This window comes from Streptomyces sp. NPDC093260, assembly GCF_040683715.1.
GTDB lineage: Bacteria > Actinomycetota > Actinomycetes > Streptomycetales > Streptomycetaceae > Streptomyces > Streptomyces sennicomposti.
In genome coordinates, this window is record NZ_JBFBEK010000004.1 from 208,766 (window position 1) to 229,391 (window position 20,626).

At 74.9% G+C, this 20,626-nt stretch carries 13 protein-coding genes, 3 tRNA genes and 2 pseudogenes; 11 read left to right on the plus strand and 7 right to left on the minus strand.

Annotated features, from left to right (window positions below; all coding sequences use genetic code 11):
• Positions 1 to 54 precede the first annotated feature (54 nt).
• From AB0N63_RS07075 to AB0N63_RS07095, 5 genes and pseudogenes are all read left to right on the plus strand, one after another.
• Complete coding sequence (locus tag AB0N63_RS07075) at positions 55 to 3,024, plus strand: beta-galactosidase (protein ID WP_365525233.1); 2,970 nt, start codon at positions 55 to 57, stop codon at positions 3,022 to 3,024.
• 228 nt (positions 3,025 to 3,252) lie between these two features.
• A complete protein-coding gene (locus AB0N63_RS07080; protein WP_365525670.1) occupies positions 3,253 to 3,771 on the plus strand; it encodes a toxin in 519 nt (172 codons plus the stop codon).
• Positions 3,768 to 4,955, plus strand: a pseudogene (locus tag AB0N63_RS07085) (MAB_1171c family putative transporter); the annotation flags it as partial. The gene AB0N63_RS07080 and the pseudogene AB0N63_RS07085, both read left to right, overlap by 4 nt.
• A 409-nt stretch (positions 4,956 to 5,364) precedes the next feature.
• Positions 5,365 to 6,540, plus strand: a complete 1,176-nt coding sequence (locus tag AB0N63_RS07090) for an MAB_1171c family putative transporter (protein ID WP_365525235.1) — start codon at positions 5,365 to 5,367, stop codon at positions 6,538 to 6,540.
• Positions 6,541 to 6,566: 26 nt separating this feature from the next.
• Positions 6,567 to 8,030 (plus strand): FAD-dependent monooxygenase, encoded by a 1,464-nt coding sequence (locus AB0N63_RS07095; protein ID WP_365525238.1) that lies wholly within the window; start codon positions 6,567 to 6,569, stop codon positions 8,028 to 8,030.
• Between the two features lie 68 nt (positions 8,031 to 8,098).
• Here the strand turns inward: AB0N63_RS07095 and AB0N63_RS07100 are convergent, their stop codons facing one another.
• The gene (locus AB0N63_RS07100) at positions 8,099 to 8,962 is read right to left on the minus strand and encodes an SMP-30/gluconolactonase/LRE family protein (protein ID WP_365525241.1); all 864 of its coding nucleotides are present in this window, start codon (positions 8,960 to 8,962) and stop codon (positions 8,099 to 8,101) included.
• On the minus strand, positions 8,959 to 9,732 hold the full coding sequence (locus AB0N63_RS07105) for an IclR family transcriptional regulator (RefSeq protein ID WP_365525243.1): 774 nt from the start codon (positions 9,730 to 9,732) through the stop codon (positions 8,959 to 8,961). Before AB0N63_RS07105 ends, AB0N63_RS07100 begins: the two co-directional genes overlap by 4 nt.
• A 136-nt stretch (positions 9,733 to 9,868) precedes the next feature.
• Here AB0N63_RS07105 and AB0N63_RS07110 point away from each other — a divergent pair, with 136 nt between their 5' ends.
• Together AB0N63_RS07110 and AB0N63_RS07115 are read left to right on the plus strand one after the other, a co-directional pair.
• A complete protein-coding gene (locus tag AB0N63_RS07110) occupies positions 9,869 to 10,453 on the plus strand; it encodes a hypothetical protein (protein WP_365525246.1) in 585 nt (194 codons plus the stop codon).
• Positions 10,454 to 10,695: 242 nt separating this feature from the next.
• Positions 10,696 to 12,141, plus strand: coding sequence for an acyl-CoA synthetase (locus AB0N63_RS07115; protein ID WP_365525249.1), 1,446 nt, complete (start codon positions 10,696 to 10,698; stop codon positions 12,139 to 12,141).
• 320 nt (positions 12,142 to 12,461) lie between these two features.
• Here AB0N63_RS07115 and AB0N63_RS07120 read toward each other — a convergent pair whose 3' ends face one another.
• Positions 12,462 to 16,151, minus strand: a complete 3,690-nt coding sequence (locus AB0N63_RS07120) for a S8 family serine peptidase (protein WP_365525252.1) — start codon at positions 16,149 to 16,151, stop codon at positions 12,462 to 12,464.
• Between the two features lie 315 nt (positions 16,152 to 16,466).
• Here AB0N63_RS07120 and AB0N63_RS07125 point away from each other — a divergent pair, with 315 nt between their 5' ends.
• Positions 16,467 to 17,507 (plus strand): rod shape-determining protein, encoded by a 1,041-nt coding sequence (locus AB0N63_RS07125; RefSeq protein WP_365525255.1) that lies wholly within the window; start codon positions 16,467 to 16,469, stop codon positions 17,505 to 17,507.
• Positions 17,508 to 17,811: 304 nt separating this feature from the next.
• Here the strand turns inward: AB0N63_RS07125 and AB0N63_RS07130 are convergent.
• Positions 17,812 to 18,213, minus strand: a pseudogene (locus tag AB0N63_RS07130) (ATP-binding protein); the annotation flags it as partial.
• 306 nt (positions 18,214 to 18,519) lie between these two features.
• Here AB0N63_RS07130 and AB0N63_RS07135 point away from each other — a divergent pair.
• Together AB0N63_RS07135 and AB0N63_RS07140 are read left to right on the plus strand one after the other, a co-directional pair.
• The gene (locus AB0N63_RS07135) at positions 18,520 to 19,272 is read left to right on the plus strand and encodes an ANTAR domain-containing protein (RefSeq protein WP_365525257.1); all 753 of its coding nucleotides are present in this window, start codon (positions 18,520 to 18,522) and stop codon (positions 19,270 to 19,272) included.
• A 103-nt stretch (positions 19,273 to 19,375) separates the two neighbouring features.
• Positions 19,376 to 19,543, plus strand: a complete 168-nt coding sequence (locus tag AB0N63_RS07140) for a hypothetical protein (protein ID WP_365525260.1) — start codon at positions 19,376 to 19,378, stop codon at positions 19,541 to 19,543.
• Between the two features lie 186 nt (positions 19,544 to 19,729).
• Here the strand turns inward: AB0N63_RS07140 and AB0N63_RS07145 are convergent.
• The 3 genes from AB0N63_RS07145 to AB0N63_RS07155 form a co-directional block, all read right to left on the minus strand.
• Positions 19,730 to 19,803: transfer RNA gene (locus tag AB0N63_RS07145), tRNA-Ile, on the minus strand.
• A 188-nt stretch (positions 19,804 to 19,991) separates the two neighbouring features.
• A tRNA-Asn gene (locus tag AB0N63_RS07150) sits at positions 19,992 to 20,064 on the minus strand.
• Positions 20,065 to 20,069: 5 nt separating this feature from the next.
• A tRNA-Asn gene (locus AB0N63_RS07155) sits at positions 20,070 to 20,142 on the minus strand.
• 145 nt (positions 20,143 to 20,287) lie between these two features.
• On the opposite strand from AB0N63_RS07155, the gene AB0N63_RS07160 reads away from it, so the two are divergent.
• Positions 20,288 to 20,590 (plus strand): hypothetical protein, encoded by a 303-nt coding sequence (locus tag AB0N63_RS07160; protein WP_009188461.1) that lies wholly within the window; start codon positions 20,288 to 20,290, stop codon positions 20,588 to 20,590.
• The last annotated feature ends 36 nt before the right edge of the window (positions 20,591 to 20,626 follow it).

The following is a 20,626-nucleotide window of genomic DNA, read 5'->3' on the forward strand; positions in this document are numbered from 1 at the left end:
CATGGAGAATGGCGGGACCCGCGCCCCGTAAGATCCGCCCGGGAGGCACAAGCTTTGGCGCTCAGCAGACGTTCATTCAGCGCCCTCGCGGGCACCGCCGCGCTCGGACTGGCACTGGGCGGCAGTGCGGGATCGGGGGCGTCGTCGGCGTACGCGGCGCGCGAGGTGCCCACCGGTCCCCCGCCGCCCGCGCCCCGCCCCGACGGCCGGCGGCACACCGTCGCCTTCGACCGCTACTCGCTGCTGGTCGACGGCCGCCGCCTGGTGCTGTGGTCGGGCGAGATGCACCCGTTCCGGCTGCCGAGCCCGTCCCTGTGGCGGGACGTCCTGCAGAAGATGCGCGCCCACGGCTACAACGCCGTCAGCGTCTACGTGGCCTGGAACTACCACTCGCCGGCGCCCGGGCGGTACGACTTCACCGGGGTCCGCGACCTGGACCTGTTCCTGCGCACGGCCGCCGAGACCGGGCTCTACGTCGTCCTGCGCCCCGGCCCCTACATCAACGCCGAGGTCGACGGCGGCGGCTTCCCCGGTTGGCTCACCGCCGCCGAGGGCGTCGCGCGGACCGACGACCCGGCGTACCTGAAGCACGTGGACGAGTGGCTCGGCCAGGTGAACGCCATCGCCTCCCGGCATCTGCTCACCCACGGCGACGGCACCGTGCTGCTGTACCAGATCGAGAACGAGTACGACGCGCACGTGGACGAGCCCACCGGCCGCGCCTACATGTCGCACCTGTACGAGAAGGTCCGCGCCGACGGCATCGACGTCCCCCTCTTCCACAACGACAAGGGCCGCAACGGCCACTGGACGCCCGGCAGTTTCGACACCGGCGGCGAGCAGGGCGGCTGGCTGTACGGCTTCGACGGCTACCCCTCGCCGTCCCAGACCCCGCCGGACTGGGGCTCCTTCGGCAGCGGCGGCAAGACCGGCGGGGCCAGCGCGAGCCCCCGTACGCCCGGGTTCATCCCCGAGTTCGGGGGCGGCTGGTTCGACCCGTGGGGCGGGGCGTTCTTCCAGGGCAAGGGGTACGCCGAGGCGCGCCGCACCCGCGACGCCGCCTACGAGCGGCGCTTCCACCTGACCAACCTCGCCAACGGGATCACCGCGCACAACGTCTACATGACCTTCGGCGGCACCTCCTGGGGCTGGCTGCCCGCGCCGGTCGTCTACACGTCGTACGACTACGGGGCGGCCATCGCCGAGGGCCGGCAGCTCACCGCGAAGCTCGCCCCGATGCACCAGACGGGCCACATGCTGCGCACCATCCCGGACTTCGCCAAGCTGGACCGTGCGGCGGACGTGCGCGCGCCCGGGCTGACCACGTACCACCTGCGCAATCCGGACACCGGCGCCCACGTCTACGTCCTGCGCAACGACGGCGCCGAGAAGGTCTCCAGCACCCTGCGGGTCTCCGGCGGGGACGGCCTGCCCGTGGACGTGCCGGGGCGGGACGCGCGGCTGCTGGTCACCGGGCTGCGGCTCGGGGCGCGGCGGCTGCGGTCGGCGACCGCGCAGCCGATGCTGTTCATGTCGGCGGGCCGGCAGGACATCGTGGTGTTCTGCGGGCGGCGCGGCGACATGGCGCGCGTGGTCCTGGAGTGCCCCGAGGAGCCGTTGGTCACCCGGCTGAGCCAGCAGGCGGCGGACGTGTGGGCCGACGGGCTGCTGCGGCTGACCGCGCCGCTCGGCGCGGGCGGGCTGGCCGGCGCGCGGGTCGAGGGCGACGGGAACGACCGGCCGCTGCTGGTGCTGTTCGCCGACGACGCGGCCTCGCTCAGGCTGTGGCCGTACGACACCCCGTCGGGCTCCGTGCTGGTGTACGGGCCGGGGCTGCTGCGCACCGCCGCGCTGCGCGGCTCCACCGTGCACCTGACCGGGGACACGGCGGCGCCGGCCGGTCTCGAGGTGTGGGGGCCGCGCGGCGCCGACGCCGTGACGTGGAACGGCCGCGCGGTGGAGACCGTCGCGACCGGCGCGGACAGTCTGCGCGCCGCCGCCCGGCTGCCCGGCGTGCCGAAGCTCAGGCTGCCGGCGCTCGGCGGCTGGCGGGCCCGGACGGAGAACCCGGAGTCGGCCCCCGGCTTCGACGACTCGGCGTGGCGGGTCGCCGACAAGAGGACCTCGCACAGCACCACCCCCGTGCCCGCCGGGCAGCCGGTGCTCTTCGCGGACGACTACGGCTTCCACTACGGCGACGTCTGGTACCGCGGGACGCTCGCGGACGCGGCCGGTCTGGAGTCGGTGAAGCTCTCCTACAGCACCGGCACCCTGGGCCTGCTGATGGCCTGGCTGGACGGCGAGCCGCTGGGCACGCACCGGATGCCGGTCCCGGACAACGCCACGATCCGCAAGGGCACCTGGACGGACACGGCCGTCTTCGAGGTGCCCGGGCGGCCGCGCGGGGACGGGCGGCACGTGCTGTCCGTGCTCGTGCGGCGGATGGCGCACGACCAGGACGGCGCGTCACGGGACACCCACAAGGCGGCCCGCGGTCTGACGGCGGTCTCCTTCGCCGGGGCCGCGCCGAAGACGGTGTGGCGCATCCAGGGCGAGGCCGCGCCCGATCCGGTGCGCGGGCCGCTGAACAACGGCGGGCTGTACGGCGAACGGTCCGGCTGGCATCTGCCCGGCTTCGCGGACGGGGACTGGGAGCCCGTCGCCTTCCCGCGCTCCGGACGGCGGCAGGGCGTGACCTGGTACCGGACGACGTTCCGGCTGACCGTGCCGACGGGCGTGGACGCCTCGGTCGGGCTGACGCTCCAGGACGATCCGCGCCGGGCCTACCGCGCGCAGATCTTCCTCAACGGCTGGAATCTCGGCCAGTACGTCAACGACGTGGGTCCGCAGCACACCTTCGTGCTGCCGAACGGCATCCTGCGCACCCGGGGCGCCAACACCCTGGCCCTGGCGGTCCTGTCGGACGGAACGACGGATGCGGGGCCGGGCCGGGTGGAGCTGACGCTGCTGGGCAGCACGGCCGGCGGGGTGCCGGTGGCGGCGGTGCACTCGCCCGGCCGCTGAGAGCGCGGCCCCGCCCGGGACTCCGGGACTCCGGGACTCCGGGAGGGGCCGCCGAGGGGCGTTCCGGCGGCGTTGCGCCCGGGGCGGCGGCGGTCTCCGGCCGTTTCGTTGGGCGTTGAACGAACGGTCGCGTTATCGCCTGACGCGGACACGCGGAGCCGCGTAGGCTCGAACGGTCCGCCGTGGCACGGGCGGCCGGAAGGGGTGCGGGTGCGTAGGAAACGGGAGATGCGGCGGCTCGCCGACGCTCTCATCGACACCATCCGGGTGCCGGTCCCCGCGGACCCCGAGGCGCTGTTCGCCGCGCTGGTCGACGCCGTCAGCGCCTGGCGCGGGCGGCGGGTCGTGGTGCGCCGCGAGATGTTCCCGCCGCACACCGCCAGCGGGCTGTGGCTGGAGGCGGAGACGCAGGACGTGGTCGTCGTGGACCAACGGGCCGCCGTCTGGCACCAGATCGTCATCTTCTGCCACGAGGTGTGGCACATGAACCGGCGCGACGAGGACGCCGGCCCGGCCGGCGCCGCCGTGCCCGGCGGCGCGCCCCGCCCCGTCGCCGCCCGCACCGATTTCAGCCTGGCCGACGAGCAGGAGGCCGACCGGTTCGGCATGCTCATGGGCGGCCGGCTGCGCACCTGGCTGGAGGAGGCGCCGGCGGACGCCCCGCCCGCCGCCGCTCCCGCCGCCGACGAGGGCGTGGCCGGACGCATCGGAGCGGCGCTCAACTACCGCGGGACACGGAGAAGATGACCGGCCTGATCAACTACGTCAGCTGCGGCGCGCTGTGGCTGGGCCTGGCGGTGAAGACACCGGACCTGATACGCCACCGGCACGACCCCTATCTGCGGGCGATCTGCGCGGTGCTGGGCCTGGCCGGCGTGTGTTTCCTGCTGGGGGCCGCACCCACGGTCGGCGCGGTCAACCGGCTCAGCGGTGTGCCGAACCTCGCCGCGCCGCTGACCTACGCGTCGATCACCGCCTACAGCGCGGCCTCCCAGGTGCTCATCGTGCACTGGCGCGGCGGGCCGCGGGTGCGCCGGGTGGTGCGCCGCTGGGTGGTGGCGTACGCGGTGGTGCTCGTGGGGATCGCGGTCATGTTCGCGCTGGGCAGCGCGCCGGTGGAACGGCGCACGGATCTGGACACCTATTACGCGACGACGCCGTTCATCGCCGAGATGATCGTGCTGTACCTGCTCGGGCACCTCACCGCCGTGACCGTCACCACGGTCTCCTCGCTGTGCTGGGCCCGCGAGGTGTCCGGACGGCTGCGGGCCGGGCTGGTGCTGCTGGGGACCGGGTCGCTGTGCAACGCCGGGTACAGCGTGATCAAGCTGGTCGCCGTCGTGGCCCGCTGGTGCGGCCGGGACTGGTCGGGGCTCGGCACGACGGTCTCGCCGGCCGCGGCCGGGCTCGGCGCCCTGCTGACCTCGGTGGGCATCCTGGTCCCGCTGGCCGGGCCCCGGCTGACCCAGTGGCGGCGCTCCCGGCGCGCGTACGCCCGGCTGGAGCCGCTGGAGCGGGAGCTGGACGGCGTCCTCACCCGCCACGCGCTGCGGCTGCCCCGCCCGCGCTGGGCCTCCCCCACCACCCGGCTGATGTGGCGGCAGACCAGCATCCACAACGCCCTCGGCTATCTCGACGCGGCCTTCGACCACGCCCTGTACGAACGCGTGCACACCGCCGCGCTGGACGCCGACGGCGACAAGGAGCACGCGGAGGCCGCCGCGTGGGCGGCGGTGATCCGGGCGGCGGTCGCCGAGGCGGCGGCGGACGGCCGGCCGCCCCTCCGGGTCCCGGACGGCCTCGCTCTGCCCGAGGCCCCCGGCGGCCGGCTGACGGTGCCGGTCCCGGGAGCCGCGGTGCTGGTACGCGTCGCCGACGCCCTGGGGACGGCCCCGGGGGCCGCCCGCCGGGGCGGTACGGCGGCGGGTGCGATCCCGACGGGCGAGATCCTGACGGGTGGGGTGCCGGCTGACGAGGTTCCGGCGGGTGACGCGGCGGCGGGCGGGGTCGCGGTGGGCCGCGCACCGGTGGGCGAGATCCCGGGGGCTCAGGTCGTCCTGACGCCCGAGGTCGCGGTGGGCGAGGTCCCGGCGGCCGGGACGGCGGCCGCCGCCGAGGTCCCGGCGGCCCAGGTCCCGACACCCGAGGTCGCGCCCGCCGGGCTCACGGCGGGCGAGATCCCGACACCCGAGGTCGCGGCCGGTGAGGTCACGGCGGCCGGGATGGCGGCCGTCGAGGTCACGGCCGTCGAGGTCCGGGGCGGGACGACGCCGACGGGGGCCCGGTGAGGGCGGTGCCGGTCCGCGGGGTGCGCGCCGGGGCCGGGCGGGGGTGGCGGCGGTGAGTCTCGTCGTCTATCTGGCGGCCGGGCTGTTCGGGCTGTCGGCCGTCGTGCTGCTGCGCCGCCCGCGCACCGCCGTACGCGACCCGCTGACCGTCTCCACCTGCGTGGCGATCTTCCTCGGCTCGCTGGTGTTCGTCTGCTCGGCGCCGCTGACCCTGTCCGCCGTCAACCGGCTCACCGGCATTCCCAACTTCGGCGCCCCGCTGACGTACGGCATGCTCTGCGCGTACAGCTGCTCGCTGCTGATCCTGCTGATCCACTGGCGCGGCGGCCCCCGCGAGCGGGTGCGGCGGATGGTGCTGCGCAGCATCGCCGCGTATGTGCCGCTGATCGCCGCGATCGTCGTGCTGTTCGCGCTCGGTGACGCCCGCACCGAGCGGCTGACCGACCTCGACACGTACTACGCCAACACGCCGTACCTGCGCGAGATGATCCTGCTCTACCTGCTCGGGCACAGCGCGGCCACCGTGACGATGTGCACGCTGTGCGTGAAGTGGAGCCAGGAGGTCACAGGGCTGCTGCGGGCCGGGCTGCGGCTCATCCTGGCCGGGTCGCTGCTGGACGTGTTCGGCTTCCAGCTCACCAAGTACACGGCCGTGGCGGCGCGTTGGACGGGCCACGATCTGGACGCGCTGTCGACGCAGGTCGCCCCGCCGCTGGCCTCGCTGGGCGCCCTGCTGTGCTCGGCGGGCTTCGTGCTGCCGAGGCTGCTGCCGGCGGTCGTCGTGCAGCTGAACAGCCTGCGCGACTACCGCCGGCTCGGACCGCTGTGGTCGCGGGTGCGGTTCGTGTCCACCGCGCCCAAACCCCCCAGCACCTGGTGGCAGTTGCCGCGGGCGCGGCTGCACTGGCGCGAGGTGTCCATCCACGACGCGCTGCTCGGTCTCGCCCCCTACTTCGACGACCGGGTGCGCCAACAGGCCCTGGCCGCCGCCCTGGACGCGGGCCGCGGCGCGCACGAGGCGCGGATCGCGGCGGAGGCGGCGATGCTCGCCGACGCCGCGCGCCGGGCCGCCGCCCGCGAGGAACCCCCGCGGGTGGCGAGCGGCTACCGTCTGCACGCCACGGAGGTGTCCGGCACCTGCGGCCTGGTGGAGCTGGCGCAGGCGCTGGCCCGGTCGCCCGCCGACGCCGCCGTGCCCGACAAGTCCGTGCGGACCTCCCATGGTTGAGACCATGGCCGACTTCGAGGAGTTCCATGTCCGCTAGAGCCACCCGCACCCGTGCCGTCTCCCCCGGCGACGGCGCGCCCCGGGCCGACGGCGCCCGACGGGCCGTCGTCGTCGGCGCCGGTCTGGCCGGTCTGCTGGCCGCCGCGGCGCTGTCGCCCGCCGTGGACGAGGTGGTCGTGCTCGACCGCGACGACCTGCCCGACGGCCCCGAGCACCGCAAGGGCCTGCCGCAGGGCCGGCACGCGCATCTGCTGATGGCCGGCGGGCTGGCCGCCATGCAGGAGATGCTGCCGGGCGCGGGTCTGCGCGGGCGGCTGCTGGCGGCCGGGGCGCGGGAGATACCCCTCGGCTCGGGCATGCTGAACCTGTCGCCCGAGGGCTGGTTCCGCCGCTGGCGCCACGACGGCCCGAGCATGCTCAGCTGCACCCGCGCGCTGCTGGACTGGACGGTGCGGGAGGCCGTCGTCGCGCACACCGGCGTGCGGATCCGCAAGGCGCGGGCCGTGGGGCTGGTGGGCGACGCGGACCGGGTGCGGGGGGTGCGGGTGGCGGAGCCGGACGGCACGGAGACGGAGCTGGCCGCCGCCCTCGTGGTCGACGCGAGCGGGCGCGGGTCGCGGATCGACGTGTGGCTGGCGGAGCTGGGGATCACCGGGATACGGACGAGGACCGTCGACTCGGGGCTGGTGAACGCCACCCGCGTCTACCGCGCCCCGGCCGGTGCCGAGCAGTTCCCGCTCACCGTCGTACAGGCCGACCCGTACGCGTCCGCGCCCGGCCGCAGCGGGATGGTGATGCCCATCGAGGGCGACCGGTGGATGGTGAGCCTGGCCGGCACCCGGGGCGGCGAGCCCCCGGCCGACCCGGACGGCTTCCTCGCCTACGCGCTCGCTCTGCCGGACCCGGTCGTCGGCCGGCTCGTCTCCGGCGCCGAGCCCCTCACCGAGGTGCACATCAGCCGCAGCACCAGCAATGTGCGGCGCCATCTGGAGAAGGCCGAGCGCTGGCCGGAGGGCTTCGTCGCGCTCGGCGACGCGGTGGCCACCTTCAACCCGGCCTACGGGCAGGGCATGTCGGTGGCGGCGCTGGGCGCACGGCTGCTGGGCGAGGAGGCGGGGCGCGCCGGGGTGGACGCGCCGGGGCTCGCGCGGCGGGTGCAGCGCGGGGCCGCCCGGTCGGTGGACGCGGCGTGGGCGGCGGCCGTCGGGCAGGACGTCTGGTACCCGGATTCGCGCGGGGCGCGGCCGAGCGCGGCGGACCGGCTGGTCACCGCCTATGTCCGCCGGCTGACCCGGGCCGCCACCGGCTCCTACCGCGCGGCGGCGGTCCTGTGGGACGTGACCAGCCTGCTCACCGGCCCCGAGCGCCTCTTCCGCCCGGCCACCCTCCTGGACGTGGCCTACGGCCCCCTGCTGCCCCCGCTGTCCGGACCCCCGCTGACGGCGGCCGAGCGCAAGATCCTTGAGGAGCTGGACCGGACGGGGAGGTGAGCGGGCCGCGGGCCGGGCGGGGCGCGGTGGCCGTGCCCGGCGCGCCCCGCCCCGCCCCGTCGGTCGCCTCAGCCCGCGAACGGCGGCTGCGGCAGGCCCTTGCCCGCGTCCGGGACGACCAGCAGCGCACCGGCCAGCGGGTGCGGGGCGGTCAGGCCGACGCGGGCCGTGGTGATGTAGAGGTCGGTGAGGGCGGGGCCGCCGAAGGCGCAGGCGGTGGGGCGCGGGACGGGGAGCCGGACGATCCGGTCCAGCTCGCCCGTCGGGGTGTAGCGGCGGACCGCCCCGCCGTCCCACAGGGCGACCCAGACGCAGCCCTCGGCGTCCACGGTGAGACCGTCCGGGAACCCGGCGCCCTCCTCCACCAGCGCCAACTGCCGCCGGTTCGCGACCCGTCCGCCGTCGTGCTCGAAGACGTCGATACGGCGGGTCGGGGTGTCGACGTAGTACATGAGGCGGCCGTCCGGGCTCCAGCCCGTGCCGTTGCTCACCGTCACGTCGGACAGCACCGTCTCCACCGAGCCGTCGCCGGTGAGGCGGGAGAGCGTGCCGCCGCCCTCGGCCTCGTCGTAGCGCATGGTCCCGGCCCACAGGGAGCCGTCGGGGGCCACGGCGGCGTCGTTGCCCCGGCGGCCGGGCACCGGCTCGCGGTGCAGCCAGCGGAAGGCTCCGTCGGGGTCGAGCAGGCCGACGCCGTCACGCAGGTTCAGTGCCAGTCCCCCGCCCACGCGCGGTTTGGCCGCGCCCACGTGCTGTTCGGTGGTGCGCACCGTGCGGCGGCCGGTGACCGGGTCGTAGGTGTGCACCCGGCACGCGAGGATGTCGAGCCAGATCAGCCGGCCGGCCGCCGGGTCCCAGGTGGGACCCTCGCCCAGCTCGGCGCGGGCGTCCAGCGCGACCTCGTACTCGGGCGCGGGTGTCCGCGGTGTCATACGGCACTCCGGTGGCCGAGGCGTTCGGACAGGTCGGCGGCGCCCTTGACGGCGAGCTGCTCCAGCTCGGCGCGGCGCTCCTCGCTCCAGCGGACCATGGGCACGGAGATGGACAGGGCGGCGACCACCTGTCCGGTGCGGTCGCGCACCGGGGCGGCCACGCAGCTCACGTCCGGGTTGGACTCGCGGTTCTCCACGGCCAGGCCGCGCTGCCGGATCCCGGCGAGCGCGGCGCGCAGGGCGACGGGATCGGTGATGCTGTCGGGGGTCATCGCGGGCAGTTCGGCGTCGTCCGGGATGCGCGCGGCGAGTTCCCGCTCGGGCAGGGAGGCCAGCAGCATCTTGCCCACGGAGGTGCAGTGCGCGGGCAGCCGGCGGCCGGCCGCGGAGACCATGCGCACCGCGTGGGTGGAGTCCACCTTGGCGATGTAGATGACGTCGGTGTCCTCCAGGATCGCCACGTGCACGGTCTCGTCGCAGGTCTCGGCGACGGTGCGGGCGACCTGCTGGCCCTCGGCGGCGAGGTCGAGGTGTTCGGCGTAGCGGCTGCCGAGCTGGTAGGGGCGGACACCGAGCCGGTAGCGTCCGGGCTGGCCGGTCACCTGGACGATGTACTTGCGGGCGGCGAGCGTGGTGACCAGCTCGTGCACCGTGGTGCGCGGCAGTTGCAGCCGGCGCACGATGTCGGGGGCGGACATCGTGCCGTCCCCGTCGAGGAAGAGCTCCAGTATGTCGAGAGCCCGGGTCACGGCGGGTACGAGGCGTCCCACGACCGGCCCCCCTCCGCTGTTCCAGGCCTGTGTTCGAGATTTCAACAGGCGATCGGCATGACGAACACAGGCTAGTCACGGGCGGGGCGGGCGGCAATGGGTCGTACGGGTCACGCGGGTGCGGGACGATGGGCTCATGCCCGCGTCGTTCACCCCGTTCACCCCGCTCGACCTCCAGCTGGTGCTGCTGCGCCGGATGGCCGACCACAATCCGGAGCTGGTGGCGGACGCCCGCCGGGAACTGGGCGTCTCGCTCACGGACATGCGGGAGGCCAACAAGCGCTGGCAGGCGATGGTCCGCTCCCCCGGGTCGCGCTCGGCCGCCTCCCGCTACCGCTCGGTCCTCGGGCCGCCCGAGTCGACCGCTGCGCGCCGCATCGGCGACCTGGACTGCGAGGCCCGGCAGTGGCCCCTGCCGCTCTGGCCGGAGCTGCGCTTCGAGGTGCTGGTCGGGCCGAACGGCCAGGTCTGGAACGAGTGGCTGGTCCGCGCCCCGGGCGCCGAACCGCCCGCCCTGCGCACCCTGGACGACCTGGCCCCCTGGTCCTGCACGGTGGACGAGGCGGCCCGCGCCTTCGCCCCGGCCCGCCCCCTGGAGGGCACCGCGCCCACCCGCTGGGGGCTGGCCTTCACGGCCCCCGACGCCGAGGGCGTACGGCACGAGGTCGTCGCGGAGTTCACCTGGGGGCTGCTCCAGCGGACGCGGACGGCGGACGCGTAGCGGGCGGGGAAGGCGCCGCCCCACGACCGGCCGCACGCGAAGGTCACCGGCCGCACGCCGAAGTGGCCGACCGCACGCGAAGGTCACCGGCCGCACGCCGAAGTGGCCGACCGCACGCGAAGGTCACCGGCCGTACGCGAAAGTGACCGGCGCGACGCACCCGGCGGCGGCGCCGGGCGCCGCTCGTGGGGTAGGAACGGGGGTGTCGTCCCGGAACCCCCCGAGCCACAAGGAGCCGCCGCGTGTCCTCCCTCTTTCCGGCCCTCACGGACGCACCGGACGAGCGCCCCGCGCTGCGTTTCGGCCCCCGCTCGTTGACGTACGCCCAGCTCGCCGGGGCGGCCGGGGCCGTGGGCGCGCGGGTGCGCGGGGAAGGCCGGGTCGCCGTGTGGGCGACGCCGGAGCTGGAGACGGCGGTCTCGGTGGTGGGCGTGCTGCTGGCCGGGGCCGCCGCCGTGCCGCTCAACCCCAAGTCCGGGGAGAAGGAGCTGGCGCACATCCTCGGCGACAGCGCGCCCTCCCTGGTGCTGGCCGCGCCCGGAGACGAACTGCCGGCGGCGCTGGCGGGCTTGACGCGGATCGACGTGGACGTCGAGGCGCGCGAGGAGGTGCCCGACGCCGACGCCGAGGACGGCGACCCGGCCCTGATCGTCTACACCTCCGGCACCACCGGCCCGCCCAAGGGCGCCGTCCTGCCGCGCCGCGCCCTGGCCACCACCCTGGACGCGCTCGCCGACGCCTGGCGGTGGACGGCCGAGGACGTGCTGACGCACGGGCTGCCGCTGTTCCACGTGCACGGGCTGGTGCTGGGCGTCCTCGGGCCGCTGCGGCGCGGCGGGTCGGTGCGGCATCTGGGCCGGTTCAGCACCGAGGGCGTGACGGCGGAACTGAGCGGCGGCGCGACGATGCTGTTCGGCGTGCCGACCATGTACCACCGGATCGCGGAGGCGCTGCCCGGCGACCCGGAGCTGGCCAAGGCGCTGGCCGGGGCCCGGCTGCTGGTCTCCGGCTCGGCGGCGCTGCCCGTGCACGACCACGAGCGGATCACGGCCGCCACGGGCCGCCGCGTGATCGAGCGGTACGGCATGACGGAGACGCTCATGAACACCAGCGTGCGCGCCGACGGCGAGGCACGGGCGGGGACGGTCGGGGTGCCGCTGCCGGGCGTGGAGCTGCGGCTGGTGGAGGAGGACGGCACGCCGATCACGGCGTGGGACGGGGAGGCGGTCGGCGAGATCCAGGTACGCGGCCCGAACCTGTTCACCGAGTACCTCAACCGTCCCGACGCGACGGCCGCCGCCTTCACCGCCGACGGCTTCTTCCGCACCGGGGACATGGCGGTGCGCGAGGCCGACGGCTATGTGCGCATCGTCGGCCGCAAGGCCACCGATCTCATCAAGAGCGGCGGTTACAAGATCGGCGCCGGCGAGATCGAGAACGCGCTGCTCGAACATCCGGGGGTGCGGGAGGCGGCCGTCACCGGGGAGCCGGACGCCGACCTCGGGGAGCGGATCGTCGCCTGGATCGTCCCGGGAGACCCGCAGTCGCCGCCCGGGGAGCGGGAGTTGGCCGATCATGTGGCCCGGCGGCTGGCCCCGCACAAGCGCCCCCGCGTCGTCCGGTTCCTCGACGCGCTGCCCCGGAACGACATGGGGAAGATCATGAAGCGGGCGCTGCCGCAGGGGTGAGCGGACCGGGCCTGCCTCACGGTGATCGAACAGGGGAGCAGGTGTTCGCTGGAACAGGTGATCGTCGTTCATACGACCACCTGAACAGTTGGTGCCGACACATACTCACAGTGCGCAGGAGACCGGCTGCAGACGGTAGTCGAGCGCGTGTCCCACATGTTCACCGCAAGGAGAAGCACGATCATGAACCTCATCACCGACGTCCTCGCCGGCCTCGTCCACTTCATCGGCTGGCTGGTCTGACGTCCACCCGCACGCACGGCGGCGCCGTCTCCCCGTCCCAGGGAGGCGGCGCCGTCCGCGTGTTCCCGCTCCCCGGGCTACCTCACGCCCGCGGCCCCGACGATCTCCTGCCGCACCGAGCCGCCCTTGTCGTCGCGCGCGCTCGCCCGCAGCGAGACGGAGGCGGCGCCGCGGGGCACGGTGAGCGTGCCCCGCCAGTCGGCGTGCCCGCCGGTGAGCCGCACCGTCTGCCAGGTCGCGCCGGCGTCGTACGACACCTCCAGGCGCCCGTCCCGGATCGTCCCGGCACCCGGCGCGCCCGCCACATACGCGGCGCGCAGCCCCACCGGCACCCGGCTTGCGGCCCTGACGGCGCCCGTGAGGTCGGTGTCGAGGTCGAGGGCGAGGTTGATCAGGGGCAGCGCGGTCCAGTGGTCGTCGGGGGTGGCCGCCGACCGGAACGTCCACTCGGCGTGCCCGCGGGTGGCGAGCGGCCAGCGGGCGGCGTCGAGCGCGGTGTCCGTGACCAGCTTGTAGGTGTGCGCGTCGGCGGGCGCGTCCCACACGTACGCCGTCGAATCGGGGTTCCGGTCGGCCGACGTGCCGTCCACGAACACCTCCGTGGTCTGGGACATCCCGCTGTCCGCGCTGTACACGTCGCCGAATCCGGTGTGGTCGTCTCCGGAGTCGCCCCAGCCGGGCGCGTTGAACCGGAGCGCGCCGCCCGCCCGTTGCTGTCCCCAGCCGAGGCCGGTGCCGAGCCACGGGTGCCAGACCGGCTTGAACCAGTTCAGCGTGGGGTGTGATCCGCCGGTGTAGCGGACCAGGCCGCTGCGCTCCTCCAGGGTGCCGTCGCCGACCGACACCGACTCGTGCCAGCGCTGGCCGGGACCGGTGGAGACGTAGTCGGTGCGCCGGGCCGGGTAGTCGATCCGCTCCTGGAAGCCGATGCCGACGGGGAACACGTCGGTGACCGAGTAGCGGAACTCGCCGCCGGACGCGGGCTGCGCGGCGTGGAACCCGACGCCGATCCGCGCGAGTTGCCGCTCGCCGGGCCGGAACGTCAGGTCGCGGTCGGGTATCTGTCCGGCGTGGCCCTCGGACAGGTCGTAGACGTACGGGGTGTTGCGGGTGGCCGTCATGTCGACGCGCCCTGACGCGCGCAGCCGGGCGGCGTCGGCGGCGTTGACCGAGGCGATCGGGAAGGGGCGGTCGCTGCCGTCGTCGGCGCCCCACCAGGCGCCGAGCCGGCCGGGTGCGTCGTCGGTGACGAACAGCGCCTTCACGCCCGCCGCTTGCGCGGCCTGGGCGAGGGCGGTCGGTTCGGCGCCGTCGGCGAGACGGGCGAGAACCGCCTTGCCGCGCACGTTCCTCCCGGTGAGATCGCCGTCGCCGACGTCCACCAGCGGGAGCCTGCTGCGGCCGTCGGTGAGCGTGCCGCCGGACTGGACCACCGCCTCGCCGACGCCCTTGACGTCCAGCAGCGGCTTGCCGAGCCGCCACACGGTCCGGTACTCGAAGCCGCCCTGTGCGACACGTCCGGTGGGCGCGGCGAAGACGCTGTCGTACGTCAACGGGACCTGCACCGCGCCGAACAGGTCGGAGCCGCCGCCGCTGCGGTCGTACTCCATCAGCAGTTGCCGGGTCTCGGCGCGGCGGCCGACGTCGGCGCGTATCTCGCGCAGCGCGCGCCCGTCGAGGGTGACCTCGCGGTCGCGGTCGAGGGTGACCTCGGGTGCGGCGAGGAAGCCGAGGCCGAGCGAGTCGCGGCCATGGCTGCCGGGCACGTCGAGGAAGGAGGTCAGGCTGTACGTGCCCGGCGGCAGGCGGAGCTGGAGCGTGCCGGTGTCGCCGACGTGCGCGGGAGCCGGGTCGACGCCCTCGGCGAGGCGCTGCACCGCGAGGTCGGCGGCGGTCGCGGCCCCGGAGCGGTCCTTGACGTGGACGGTGAGCGTGTAGCGCTCCTCCTCCTTGACCAGGGCGAAGACGGTGTGCGCGACGGTTGTGCCGGCCACCGAGGCCACGATCTGCCCGCTGGTCCCGCCCACCGGGGCCTTGGCGGCGTCGCCGGTGACCGTGGTGGTGGCGGTGCCGTGCGCGGGGACGGTGAGCGCGGTGTCGGCGAGAGTGGCCACGCCCTCCGGGGCGCCCTGGACGGCGAGGGCCAACTCGACCCTCTGGTCGGAGGTGTTGGTGTAGGTGAGGGTACGGGTGACCGGCCGGTCCGAGGAGTACGGCCAGGCGTGGAAGCCGAGGTCGGCGCTGCCGGTGGCAGTGACCGTCGCGGTCACGGCGTCCGGCACACTCACCCGGCCCGCGCCCAACGTGTAGGCGGAGGCGTCGAGTTGCCTGGAGGTGGACATCAGCGCGTCCTTGAGCCGGGCGCCGCTCCAGTCCGGGTGCTCCTGGGCGAGCAGGGCGGCGGCCCCGGCGACGTGCGGCGTCGCCATGGAGGTGCCGCTCATCGTGGTGTAGTAGCCGCTGCCCTCGGTGAGCTGGGAGCGGGCGGCGAGGATGTCCACGCCGGGGGCCGCGAGGTCCGGCTTGAGGGCGTGGTCGCCCGAGCGGGGCCCGGCGCTGGTGAAGTAGGCGGCCTGGTCGGCGGAGTCCACCGCGCCGACGGTCAGGGCGGCGTCGGCGGCGCCCGGCGAGCCGATGGAGGAGGGCGCGCCGGTGTTGCCGGCGGCCACCACGAACAGCGCGCCGGTCTGTGCCGAGAGGGTGTCGACGGCCTGGGCCATCGGGTCGGCGCCGTCGCTGGGCTCGTCGGAGCCGAGGCTCATGGAGACGATCCGCGCGTGCGCGTCCCGCACGGCCCACTCCATGCCCGCGATGATCTGCGACTCGCTGCCGGTGCCCCGGTCGTCGAGCACCTTGCCGACGACGAGGTCGGCGTCCGGTGCGACGCCCTTCTCCGCGCCGTCGGAGGCGGCTCCGCTGCCGCCCACGGTGGAGGCGGTGTGGGTGCCGTGACCGTTGCGGTCGGCGACCTCCTCGCCCTCGATGAAGCTCTTGGACTGCTTGATCCGCCCGGCCAGGTCGGGGTGGGTCGCGTCGACGCCGGTGTCGAGGACGGCGACGGTGACGCCCCTGCCGGTGAGCCCGGCCTGCCACGCCTTCGCCGTGCCGATCTGCGCGTTGGACTCGGCGAGGTCGGCGGTGACGCGCGCGTCCAGCCACACCTTGTCGACGCCGTCCGCCGCGAGGCCCCGCGCCGTGCCGCGCCGGGTGAAGTCCCGCCAGAAAACCCGCCCCTTGGCCGCGGCCACGGCGGCCCCGTGCACGCTGGCCAGAGCGCGGGTGCGCTCGGTTCCGGGCGGAGTGGCGACGCGGGCGCTCTTGCCGTAGGTGACGATCAGCGGCAGTTCGCCGGTGCGCGAGTCGTCCAGGCCCTGGCGCAGCAGCGCGCTGACGTCGAACAGCCGCCGGTCCAGGCGGCCGGCCCGCAGATACGGCACCGCCTCGTCCGGCACGACGCTGATCGTGCCGTCTGACACCTGGGTGCGGACGGCTCCGGTGGCCCCGGCGGGGCGCTGGACGGTGACGGTCTTCTTCCCGTCGGCGAGGTCGGTGACGGTGACCTTGTCGCCGGTGACGAGGGTGACGGTGCGGGGGGTGGCGGCGGGGGCGGCCGCGGAGGTGGTCGCGGGGGCGGTCGTGGGGGGCTTCGCCGTGGGGGCGGCGCCGGTGGTCTGCCGGGCGGCTGCCTGCCCCGCCGGCAGCAGGGCGATCACGAGCCCGGCCGACAGGAGGAGGGTCGCTCTCCGTCCGCCTGGTCCTCTGCTCATCCGTGCCTCTCTTCGTCGAGTGCTGCCTGTGCCGTCGGGTGCTGGGTCGAGCGCTGCGAAGAGTGTCAGGAGACTTGTGCCGCAAGGGAGTTGACGAGAGGTGGCGGATGCCTGCCGTGGCGTGTTCCCGCCAGGCCCAAGGCGTGCGATAGCCGCTTATCCGGCGCTTACCAGGCCCATGACCGCACAATGCACCCATCTCGCGGCCCCCCGCCCGGCCCTCTTGAACGGGCGCCCGCTCCCCGGCCCCCGCACGATTTCAAGGAGGCCGCCGAGCGGCGGCCGTCTCGGTCCGCGCTCTCGGGAGGAACTGCCATGACCGCCAGCCTGGAGCAGTTGCGCCGCTGTCACTTCGCCGTCGATCTGGGCGCGGCCCGCACCCGGGTGTACGTCAAGGGCGTGGGCCTGGTCGTCGACCAGCCCTCGGTCGCCGCCGTGAACACCCGCACCGGCGCGCTGATCGCCGTCGGCGAGTTCGCCGAGCGGATGACCGGCCGCACCCCCGACTACATCCGCGTGGTCCGCCCGGTCTCCGGCGGCACGGTCATCGACATCGAGATGGCGCAGCGCATGCTGCGGCATCTGCTCGGCGACCGGATGCGGCGCTCGCTGCGCCGCAAGGCCCGGCTGCGGGCGGCGGCCTGCACCCCGCACGACGCCGACCCGCTGGCGCAGCGGGCCACCATAGAGACGCTGGTCGGGCTGGGCGCCCGGCGGGTGGAGCTGGTGGACACGCTCATCGCCGCCGCCGTCGGCTGCGGGCTGCCCGTCGAGCGCGCCGAAGCCACCATGATCATGGTGTGCGGGGCCGCCGCGACCCAGGTCGCCGTGCTCTCTCTCGGCTCGATCGTCACCGCCGAACGCGTCCCGGTGGGCGGCGAGGCGGTCGACAACGCGATCGTCCAGTACCTGCGCCACGAGCACGCGTTGATGCTGCCGAGCCAGTCCGTACGCCCCCTCCAACTGGCCCTGCACGGCACCGGACTCACCCCGCAGGGCCCGGCGACCACCGAGATCCACGGGCGTGACGTGGCCACCGGGCTGGCCCGGTCGGTCCGGGTGGACACGGCCGCCGTACGGGAGGCCATCCAGACGCCGCTGACCGCGGTGCTGGACGGGATCGGCAAGGTGCTGCGCGAGTGCCCGCCCGACCTGGTCGCCGATCTCGTCGAACGCGGCCTCACAATGGTCGGCGGCTCCGCCCTGCTGCCGGGCCTGGACCAGATGGTCCGCAAGGCCACGGGCATGCCCGTGCACATCGCCGAACGCCCCGACGTGTGCGCGGTCCAGGGCCTCGGCGAGATGCTGGAGGGCCGCATCGAACCCCTGGTGCTGGACCCGCTGGGGGCGTACTAGGGCCGCTGCGGCGGGTCTTCACGGGACCGGGCGGTGCAGGCCCGACGGGATGGGCGGCACACGTCCGACAGGAGCGGACGGCGCACGCCGGACGCGACCGGACGACGGGGGCCCGACCGGACCGAGCGGCACGGGCCCGACGGCACCGGACGGCACGCTCTCGACAGGACCGGACCGCACACGCCCGACAAGACCCGACGGCGCACGCCCGACAAGACCGAGCGCTGAGATCCCCGCCGGTCCGGCCGGCAGGGGCTCAGGCGGACCGGCCGGCAGGGGCTTGGCCGGTCCCGGCCGGCGGAGGTCAACGGGGCGGCCAGGCGCGGACCGCGGTGCCGTACGGGCCGGTGTGCACGCGGACCAGGTCGGCGATCAGGGTCCACCATCAGCAGGCCGCGGCCGCCGCGCTGGTCGCGGGCGGCCGGTCTGCGCCCGGCCCGCGGATCGTCCATGCGCCCCCGTCCCGCACCTCGCACGGCACGCGCCCGTCCTCGGCCCACACCCGCAGCTCCCCCGAACCGCCGCCGTGGACCACGCTGTCGGTGGTCAGCTCGGCGGTCGGCCAGGGCCAGGTACTCCAGCGGCCGCCGGTCCAGGCCGAGCCGCGCGCCCTCCGCCGTGGCCGCGTGCCGGGTCCGGGACGGGCCTGCGCGGTGAAGGGGAAGGACAGCGCGCCGGGCACGGGCGGCGACGGCTCGTGACAGCGGACGCGCGGGCGAAGGTACCCCTCCGGTTCGGCATGTCCCCACCGTCCCCTGTCGCTCACGGACGCGGGGCGCAGTACGCCCCGTGGCCCGGCGTCCAGGTGTACACCGCCGGTGAGCGGGCAGGCGCAGTTCGGCAGCGCCGGGAAACCGCGGACCGCGCCCGGCCCGCGCCCCGCGTCGGCCGCCCCAGCGGCACCGGTCGACCGTACGGGCCGTACGGGACAGGGCGGCCGCGTCCTGGCGGCGGCGGGGAACGCGATGTCACGAGACGCGCGCGGACTGTCGGGGACGGACAAGGCGGGAACATGACCTCAGCGGCACCACCACCTCTCCCACCGCTCGCCCGACGGCTGACGACACTCGCCGGCGCCCTGACCCTCGACGTCCGCACCTTCCCGGACGGCCGGGCGGTGCTGCGCCCGCGCGGCGAGCTGGTGCACGGCTGCGCCCGGACGCTGGCGAAGGCGCTGGCCGGACTGCCCGAGGGGACGACCCGCGTCGATCTGGACCTGGCCCTGGTGACCTTCATGGACACCGCGGGGCTGGAACTGCTGAACGTCCTCGACGGGTACGGTCGCGGCCGACTGGTCCCGGTGACGGCCACCGGCTGGACGGGACAGCCGCAGCGCATCCTGGAGCTGGCCGGCCTGGACACCACGGATCCGCTGAACCCGGTGGTCCCCGGGCCTCCGGTCCCGACGACCCGGGCGGCCTCGGCGGTGGCCGTGGAACGGGCGGAACGGCTGGGGCAGTTGCAGCAGGAGGTGGCCCAGCTGCGCCAGGCGATCGCCTCCCGTCCGGTGATCGACCAGGCGCGCGGCATCCTGATGGCCGCCCACGCCTGCACCCCGCGGCAGGCCTGGGACATCCTCCGGGAGGCCTCGCAGCGGTCCAACACCAAGCTCCGCACGGTCGCCGCCTGGGTGGTCGAGGGCGCCCGGCCCGACGCCCCCGCGCCGCCGCCCGCCCTGCGCGAGGCCCTGCGCACGGCGATCGCCCGCACGACGGCCCCGGCACCGGACGGCGACGGCGGCGACGACGGGAGCGGGCGCGGGTAGCGGACGGCCGGAGGGTGACTGTGGTGTTCCCCGGTCCGGGGGTACTCGGCCTGCCGGACGAGCGACCAGCCCGCCCGTGTCCGTACGTCGCAGGAGCAGCACGATGAGAGAGCACACCCCGTCCCAGGCCGAGGGCGAACGGGACGACAACGACACCCGGCGCGGCGCGGAGCCGCCCGACACCCCCTACCCGACCCCTTCCCAGGCGGAGGGCGACCGCGACGACCTGCCGGAGACCTCCGACCCCGCGGACGACGACCGCCGACGCTGAAGCCGTGCGCCGAGAGACGGCGGTACCCGAACCGGTACGGGAAGAGGCGGTGCCGTCTGAGCCGTACGGGAGGGTTGTGAGGGAAGGAACCGGCCAACTGGGTGAGCGGTGGCCGCCGCTTCGGCGTGGCGACCACCGCGGCCGCGTACGGACAGGTCAGATCGATTCTGCGCCTGCACTGCGAGGTGGGGCGGGTGGGACTCGAACCCACGGCCGACGGATTATGAGTCCGCTGCTCTAACCGGCTGAGCTACCGCCCCGTTCGGCGCGTCGCGTACATGTGTGCGCGCCGTCTGCCGCAGCATAGCCGCTCATACGATCTCCTGCTTCGTCATGGTCGGCTTGCCGCGGCCCTTCATGACCTTGAGGACTCCGCCACGGACCGCGCGGTTCCCCGGGTCACGACACCGGACATGAAAAAGGACCCCGGAGGGTCCTCGTTCACATGCTCCCCCGACTGGACTCGAACCAGTAACCTGCCGGTTAACAGCCGGCTGCTCTGCCAATTGAGCTACGGAGGACCGAGCTCCCCCGACTGGACTCGAACCAGTAACCTGCCGGTTAACAGCCGGCTGCTCTGCCAATTGAGCTACGGAGGAATGCCTCGTTGCATCGAACGCGTCTGCCTGGGTATTCGCCAGGGGGCGCGCGCTCGCTGCGACACATACATTAGCGCAAGCAGGGGGGTGCTTTGCCAATCGGTTCCCCCGGCTCCGACTCGAGGCAGAAGAAGGGTGGCCAACCATGCGGTACCGGCTCGTGTTCATCGCAGGGCTCGCCGTGGGGTACGTACTGGGCACGAAGGCGGGACGTGAGCGCTACGAGCAGCTCCGGAACTCCGCACGGCAGGTCGCGCAGAACCCGGCGGTGCGCAACACCGCCGAGACGGCGGCGCAGCAGGGCCGCCAGTTCGCGGACAAGGCGTACCACGTGGTCAGCGACAAGGTCGGCGACCACGTGCCGGAGTCCGTGGCGCAGCGGGTGCGCTCGCTGCGCGGCCACGGCAACGGCAGCGGCCCGGACGACTGGGGCACCAGCAACACCTGATCGGGCCGGGCCGTCCGCGCTGCGGCCGGGACGGCC